General features: G+C 59.6%; 1 protein-coding gene. It reads left to right on the forward strand.

The genetic code is table 11. The annotated features are described in order from the left end of the window. The first annotated feature begins 391 nt into the window (after positions 1-391). Complete coding sequence (locus tag EN914_RS34805) at positions 392-1414, forward strand: OmpA family protein (RefSeq protein WP_245497919.1); 1023 nt, start codon at positions 392-394, stop codon at positions 1412-1414. Positions 1415-1595 lie beyond the last annotated feature (181 nt).

Here is a 1595-nt window from a genome sequence, read left to right on the forward strand (position 1 = left end):
AATCGACACCAGGGAGATCGACTTCAACGATGCCGATTTTTCCGTCGCGCTGTCGACCGGCTTCAACCTGAAGATGTCGGCTGCGACCACCGTCAACGGCGAAGTTCGCGGCAAGGTGTCATCGGACAGTTCCACCATCGGCGCCAAGCTCGGACTGAAGATCGCCTTCTAACCAAGACGATGAACCCGAGATTTGCATCGCTCGGGAGTGGTGCACCGCACCACGCGAGATGCTCGCCAAGCGACAGCAAGTGTTCTATGCTCCTCGCTGAGAAATCGTGAACTGCTCTAGGCAGGGGGTTCCATGTTCGAAGTCGTGGGAGTCTGGTGGAAAACACGGGCAAGAGGCTGGCTCGTTATAAACGCGCTTGGCTTGGTCGTTGCGTTGTTGGTGTTGATTTGGCCCGGACTGGGAACTGCGAAGGCAGAGACGAACTGGACGCTGGACTCGACCGCTTCGGTCCTGACCTACCAATCGGTCAAGAAGAACACGATCGTCGAAACCAACAAGATCAGGAATATTTCCGGTAGCCTCACCTCGGCGGGTGATGCGAAAGTCACCTTCGACCTCAATTCGGTCGATACAGGGGTTGACCTTCGCAACGTCCGCATGCGGTTCCTTTTCTTCGAGACATTCAAGTTTCCCTCCGCCGAACTGACCGCGAAGGTAGATCCCGCCGCATTTGCCGACCTGGCGACCAAGCGACGTGTGAAGGCGGTTCTTCCGTTCCGTCTCAGCCTGCACGGGGTCGACAAGGATCTTCAAGCCAACATCGTGGTCACCATGATCAGCGACACCATGGTGTCGGTCGCTTCGGAGGCTCCTGTCGCCGTGCATGTGGAAGACTTCGGATTGCTGCCGAACGTGGATAAACTCCAGCAGGCGGCCAACGTGACCAATATTGTTCCCACGGCATCGGTTTCATTCGATTTCGTTTTCGTCGCTGACGGCAGCAAGCCGGCTGTTGTCCAACCGGTTGCGGCGAGCACTGCCGATGTCGGGCCTGTCACCACCGATGCGGCGAAGACCAGCTTCAGCGACGAGGAGTGCCTCAACAGGTTCGCGGTGCTGTCGCGCACCGGAGCCATCTACTTTAGAACGGCGAGCGCGCGGCTCGATAGCCAAAGCCGGCCGCTGCTTGCTGCGGTCGTCGGCGTCGTGGGCAAGTGCCCGGGCCTGAAGGTCGAGGTTTCTGGACACACCGATTCCGACGGGTCGCCCATCGAGAACAAGCGCCTGTCGGAGCGAAGGGCCCAGGCGGTTGCCGACGCCATAGTTGCCGCTGGCATTCCGCGCACCCAGATCGCGGCGACTGGCTATGGCGAGGAGCGCCCGGTTGCCGACAACGACACGCCGAAGAACAAGGCGCTCAATCGGCGGATCGAGTTTTCCGCCACTAAGCTCGTCAACTGAGGGACGCCCTGTTGTCCCGGGTGGGTTTTGATCGTATCGGCCATTGCGGTGGACTTGTGGGCGCCATTGCGCTTGTAGCGCTGGCACTGCTTTTGACTTTGTCGGCCGCCAGTGCTGAACGCCGTGTTGCGTTGGTCCTTGGCAACTCCCAATATGAGCATGCGCCGGCGCTGACCAATCC

Source organism: Mesorhizobium sp. M7A.F.Ca.CA.001.08.2.1 (assembly GCF_003998455.1).
Taxonomy (GTDB): domain Bacteria; phylum Pseudomonadota; class Alphaproteobacteria; order Rhizobiales; family Rhizobiaceae; genus Mesorhizobium; species Mesorhizobium ciceri.